This window comes from Candidatus Manganitrophaceae bacterium, assembly GCA_012960925.1.
Lineage (GTDB): Bacteria > Nitrospirota > Nitrospiria > SBBL01 > JAADHI01 > DUAG01.
Map to the genome: position 1 here is coordinate 1 of DUAG01000031.1, position 5,596 is coordinate 5,596.

The window sequence follows — 5,596 nt, forward strand, 5'->3', positions numbered from 1 at the left end:
CAGCTTCTCTTGGACATCAGTGCCGCTAGTCACCTTCGTGTTCTGGGATGTGATTTCGACCTTCGGCTTGCCCGGTCCCTCACCCATCATTACTTTCGGCGTGAGTGGCTGACATGAATGCTTTGAGGGGGCAATTCGAAAAGTTCGATAGCAAACCATACGAATGTCTATGATGGACACGAGTCAGGAAGATTCGTGGTAATTCGGCCTTTCTCGGTCATTTTCGTAACCAGTCTACTACTGGTTTGCAGCATTTCTCCTAGCAGTTCGGCCCAGTTCCTGCCGGAGGCTGATCTGGAGTGTGATGACTTGGTGGAGATAGATCTCTCGGGTGGGACTGGCAGTTCTATGATTAGTTGCGAGTTGACAAATCCGACCTCTGGAGCCGAAACTGTGGAGCTCTCGTACCAATCCGGGGTTCTGAATATAGCCGGTCCGGAGAGCATGACTGTCGGTGGTGGCCAGTCAGAGACATTCCAGATTGTGATAACCGCCCCAACGGGGCAGTCTGCAGGGACATACGAAGTCAACTTGAGTGCGGTCGTAACCGAGTGGAACGGAGTTCCCGTGACTGTTTTCGGATTCTCGGATGAAGAGGAGATCGAAGTGGAGGTACTCCCCTACACCACGTGTTCTTCGTCCCGTCCTTCGGCCATCTTCGCTGAGGCTGGCGATGATGTGACCTTCTCCGTGGTGTATAGTTGCGATAGCAACGAGGACAGCAGCATGGTGGTCTCCCTTCACCTTCTGGAGAAGGGTAGCACGCAGGAGAGCATGTGGCCATCGGGGTTCAATGACATGTCTGAGGGCGGTTGCAAAATCCAGAACCCGATGGGATCGGTCAACTGCGGTTTCGTCCTAACTACGCCTTCCAACCTTCAGGAGAAGTGGGAGGGTTGCCTGATTGTGGTCGATGAAATGACCAATCCGGGGTGGTCGTGCTCAAGCGATTTCGCCTTCACTCTGACTGTCAATGAAAAGGAGACTTTGGTTCCGTCTGTGGGAATCGACGTAAACGGCACGTTCCTAGAGGACCTAGGCGTAACAGAGGAGAATCAGCAGTACTTCATCGGGGGAGGCGCGGGCTTAGTCGTCCTGTTCGTTTCGCTGGTGGTAGTCTTGAGGCGCCGCCGTGGCTAGCCTAGGATGGTGACCACCCATCTGAGAAACAGCGCCGAGGCTGCTCCAACGGCCAATGATGGGGCGAATGCAAAGCCGCTTACTGAACTATAGAAGAAGAAGAGAGCGAAGGTCAGCAACAGGAAGATTCCGAAGTCCAGTGCCTCGCTCCTCCCAATTCCTGAGTGATTGATGACGTGGTCCCTCTCCCTGACTCCTATTACAATGGCTCCTAGGCCGAGCACAATGATTGCATGGCCAATAGCCCATCCAACAGATTCGCCGAATACCGCTGTTAAATCGTCTTGAAATCCTCCGAGGATTATTGATGAGAAGTCTAACACGACTCGTTCGGACAGTTGTGGATTATTCAACTAAGCGCTCGAATTGCTGCTGTTCGGGTCGGCGATTAGCCTCAGAATCTCCACTGTATCGCTAACCATTCTCTCCTTGTTGAATCTCCTTTCCGAAGTGTCTCTAGCTGCATTGCCCAGTGATTCTCTAGTATCTGCACTGGATGCGAGGACTCTGATGGCTTCCACGAGTTCATCCAGATTTCCAGGTCTAACGAAAAGTCCGTCTTTCTCATGTGTAATCACATCGGAGTTTCCCCCTATGTCCGAGGAAATGGTGGGGATTCCGTGGGCCATGGCCTCAAGGAGAGCCAGTGGAAGCCCCTCGTACCTCAGAGTTGGGATCAGGTACATGTCCGATTCCGAGTAAAGCCTGTACAGTTCGGTGTCGTCGACTCGACCACGGAAAGTAACGGAATCATCAAGTTCCAGCCTCCCAGCGAGCTTCTTGAGTTCTCCAAGGTAGTCGCCCGTCCCTACGATGTCTAAGTGTAAATCTAAATCCTGTAATTTCGAAATTGCCATGATTGCCATCTGAAATCCCTTCTGCCGATCTGCTCGGCCCGTGCAGAGGAGTCGCAGAGTCCCTTGGGAGTCTTTCTTTTCGGGCCTCTGAGGTAGTGTGATACCGTTCTCTATGACACGTACCTTTCCCTTGCAAAATGCTCGGAAGTCCCCTTCGATTGTTGGGGTGACAAGAATAATACTCGATACGGTCCTTCTCATTGGGATCTCCCAGAGGACGTACCTCTTGATGAGGAAGAACGGGGTCAAAATGAGCCAATGCCAATACCTAGGTCGCCGATCTGCGGATGCGAAGAACGACAGGAGTTCGGACCTAAGCGAACCATGGCAGAGGAGGCAGATTGGGATTCCTTTTTTCCTCGCCCACTTGCATAGACCAAAACCCGCAAACTCGTTGCTATGAATAACATCTATTGGTTTTCTCTGATGGATGTCATCGACAAGCTTCCGTGTCTCCTTAAACCACCTCCGAGACAGTCTTCTGGGCTTGGAGGGCTTGACGAAGTGTATCGTGTAGCCAGATGATTCCAACATCTGCTCCCCCTCTGGGTGTGCAGTGGTGATGACCGTGACTTCGTGACCTCTGTTCACGAAGCCCTCGCAGAGATCTGTGCATTGTCTCTGGAACCCGCCAAATCCATGATGAAGGGTTGACCTGGTCATCACTAGTATGTGCATGGTGGTCAAATGGCAGTAATTTTCGTTATAGGCGTATGGATTAATTGGCCTGAAAATTGGTCGGGATTGGGAAGTTGAGGTCCCTAATCGGTAGGATAACCAAACAACTCGAAGTCTTTCTTGTATCTCCGGGATACCAAAGCCCTGGTTTCCTCGGAGAAAAGGTCTGTAGCGGTTTTTCCCGAAGACTTGTTGAGGACTGGGAGCCCCTCGAATCCGAACTTGTCCCTAATTTCATCAAAATCCGATGTAAGGTTTTCAAAATTGCCAATGAAGTCGACTTTGTTTCCAGAGGCGAAAACTAGTTTGTGCTGAGATTTGAAATGCCGGTCACTAATTCTATCGGGGATCTTTGAGACCTTCCTAACAAACTCATCGAAAGAATCGTCATTTTTTAGATAGCCGAAAAGATAGTTTGCGAACATAAACTTGGATTCGTCTTCTTTGTTGAACTTAGCTCTGTAGCAGGATGCTAGCCTCTCATATGGGTCTCGAACAAATGCAAATACGAAGTAAGAGTTTTTTTTCTTCGGGATTCTTCTGTGAGAGAGATGCGATGTGTGTTGGTGAATCATTACTCCAGGGGGTGGTGAGCCATAGATGGCTGTCTTTATTGACGAGCATGCTGATTTTGCCACGCTAGCGAAAATTACTTCCTTTTCGTTCAGGATAATGAAATCCGGAGAGTCGAGTTCTCCTCTTATGACAGTTCTAGCTATGTCCCTTAGGAACTGATATGTGTTTATCGGTGAGATCTTCATAGTCGGGCCTCAGAAAATATATCCTCTATGGTTCTGCTTGGTTCGGCCAATATCATGATGCGGGTTGAGAGCTTGGTGTCCTTAATGAGCATGTGATGTCAAGAGGCGGGAATGTTTTGTTTTATGCGTATGCTTGCAAATGGCCAGTATAAACCATGATGAAAGTGAAATGATATGTCTCTTCCCAATTGGCAGAGGGCTTTGCGAATGGATGTTTTTTTGGTAGGCGTTCCGAAGGCTGGAACTACCTGGTTATCCCATGTCTTAGATCAGCATGCTGGGATTAATCTCTCCGACCCGAAAGAGCCGAACTTTGTTGCTACGCACAAAGGTACTTTCACGAGAGATGAGGAAGAGCCCGATTGGGTAGAATACAACGGTTTCTTTTCGGGAAATGGCCTAAAGATGGATGCATCGGTGCATACTTTTGCTTGTCCGATTGCTCCGAGGAGAATAAAATCTAATTTCCCCGATGGGCGATTTATCCTTTGCCTCAGGGAACCGGTTTCCAGAACCGTCAGTCACTGGAACATGATAAGGAGCTCTGACGAGGACAGCGAAAACGATCGCAGATGGGATAAGTTCCATGAAGCTTGGTTGGACGAGTCATTGCGTGTAGACTCCATGTACGGGGCATCGATGGCAAAATGGCTGGAGGAATTTGACTTAGATAGGTTCGTCATCATTGACAGTTCACGAATGAAATACGAGCCAATGAAAGTTATCAGAAAAATTGAGGAATTCCTAGGGATAGACGAGTGGGATTATGATTTGAAGATGGGCAGACATGCAAACTCAGCCGCAAGCAATCGACAGACGACTATTTTTGGGGGAATCGTGAGGATTGTATTCTCACTAATCCCTGGAATTGTTAAATCGCCGATTGTAAAGTACCTACAGAAGAGAGACTGGAACATCTACAGGTTGCCCCTGCTTAGTCGAAGGGAGGTTGTTTGCGCGTTGGATGATGCCCACTACCGAGTTTGCGGTGTGGAACTATGTGAGGATCTGGCTTTGTTTGAGAATCAAACTGGCTTCGATGTTTCTGAATGGGTGAGGGAGATTCAGGATAGGGTTCAGTAGCCAAACTGCTCCAGCACTGCAGAATTTTGCTCTGCGAATTTCAATAGTTCGGGATTGGTTCTGTGGGAAAATGCCCTACTTGGGTCCAGTGTTTCCATCATTTGGTCCAATTTCTCCCGATTTATTGGAACGCCGGCAAAATCCATTAGCCCTTCAAGCGTCGTTTCAGGTTGGGTGAGAATTTCTTCGAATCTAACCCGCAGCACTCCCTCTCTATTTCCAATGGCTGAGTCCTCGATTCTGACGTGCTCTACCCAGAAGTCCAGGGCATTCTTGAGGGTAGCAGCCCTTTGTCCCCTCCTAATGGGAGACTGGCTCTTTCTCCATCGATAGGTCGGGAGCCATCTTTCGAATCGCCCGACATCTTGGCTCCAGTGCCTGTTGCTCCTAGTATGAAGGCTTGAAGCGACGTCGACACCGTGTCTCATGACGTGTACAACCTTCATTTCTGGCCAGATGGATAGCCAGATTGGCAAGGCCGGCCCGGTTCGTGGGTCCTTCCAACCCCATGGCTCGGTTATGTCGAAGATCCCGTTCTTGAGAGACCTCCCGGAGAACTTCTTGCTAGATCTACTAGAAATCCTTGTTCTCAGGTACTCCACGACCCTTTCACTTGCTGGGTGGAAATCGATTAGTTCCGATAGTGCCTCTGGACGGGCCCAGTCCGCACCAGCGTTTGCGTAAATCCATTTATTTAGGTCGATGAAGAACTTGGACTCATGATCCTCCTGGAGGTCCTTGCCCATGAGAATTCCCAGTTGATCAAGTAGGCGGGAGATTAGGCTGGTGCCACTTCTGTGCATGCCAACAACCACTATCGGTTCTGTCACATGACCTCCCAGCAGTCACTAAGTTAAGTCATAACCGGAGAGAAGAAGCAATATGATGTGCTGGGAGGGGGCACCTGTGAGTAGTCGGGTAGAAGTCGATGATGCTAGGTGGCTTCTATCGCTTGCCGGATTGACCGATCTAAAGTCGATGAAAGATTTGGATGGGGGTTGGGCCAATACCAACTTGCATCTTACTCTGAAGGATGGGTCCTCTTTCGTACTAAAGGCATGGTCTGCAAACACGGTT

At 49.4% G+C, this 5,596-nt stretch carries 6 protein-coding genes; 2 read left to right on the forward strand and 4 right to left on the reverse strand.

Features of this window, described 5'->3' with window-relative positions; genetic code table 11:
* The first annotated feature begins 309 nt into the window (after positions 1-309).
* Entirely contained in the window at positions 310-1,140 is an 831-nt protein-coding gene (locus EYQ01_04330; GenBank protein HIE65031.1) for a hypothetical protein, read from the forward strand.
* On the opposite strand, the gene EYQ01_04335 is transcribed toward EYQ01_04330, so the two are convergent.
* From EYQ01_04335 to EYQ01_04345, 3 genes are all read right to left on the reverse strand, one after another.
* Positions 1,137-1,493, reverse strand: a complete 357-nt coding sequence (locus EYQ01_04335) for a hypothetical protein (protein HIE65032.1) — start codon at positions 1,491-1,493, stop codon at positions 1,137-1,139. The genes EYQ01_04330 and EYQ01_04335 overlap by 4 nt on opposite strands.
* Positions 1,494-2,675, reverse strand: a complete 1,182-nt coding sequence (locus EYQ01_04340) for a glycosyltransferase family 1 protein (protein ID HIE65033.1) — start codon at positions 2,673-2,675, stop codon at positions 1,494-1,496.
* An 83-nt stretch (positions 2,676-2,758) separates the two neighbouring features.
* Entirely contained in the window at positions 2,759-3,436 is a 678-nt protein-coding gene (locus EYQ01_04345; GenBank protein ID HIE65034.1) for a hypothetical protein, read from the reverse strand.
* A 174-nt stretch (positions 3,437-3,610) separates the two neighbouring features.
* On the opposite strand from EYQ01_04345, the gene EYQ01_04350 reads away from it, so the two are divergent.
* Positions 3,611-4,519, forward strand: coding sequence for a hypothetical protein (locus EYQ01_04350; GenBank protein HIE65035.1), 909 nt, complete (start codon positions 3,611-3,613; stop codon positions 4,517-4,519).
* Here EYQ01_04350 and EYQ01_04355 read toward each other — a convergent pair.
* The gene (locus EYQ01_04355; protein HIE65036.1) at positions 4,513-5,364 is read right to left on the reverse strand and encodes a sulfotransferase; all 852 of its coding nucleotides are present in this window, start codon (positions 5,362-5,364) and stop codon (positions 4,513-4,515) included. The genes EYQ01_04350 and EYQ01_04355 overlap by 7 nt on opposite strands.
* Positions 5,365-5,596 lie beyond the last annotated feature (232 nt).

What these genes read in the sequence shown, in the direction of transcription:
- EYQ01_04350 (HIE65035.1), top strand. Translation starts at nt 3,611, where the DNA reads ATGTCTCTTCCCAATTGGCAGAGGGCTTTGCGAATGGATGTTTTTTTG.
- EYQ01_04345 (HIE65034.1), bottom strand. Translation starts at nt 3,436, where the DNA reads ATGAAGATCTCACCGATAAACACATATCAGTTCCTAAGGGACATAGCT.
- EYQ01_04340 (HIE65033.1), bottom strand. Translation starts at nt 2,675, where the DNA reads ATGCACATACTAGTGATGACCAGGTCAACCCTTCATCATGGATTTGGC.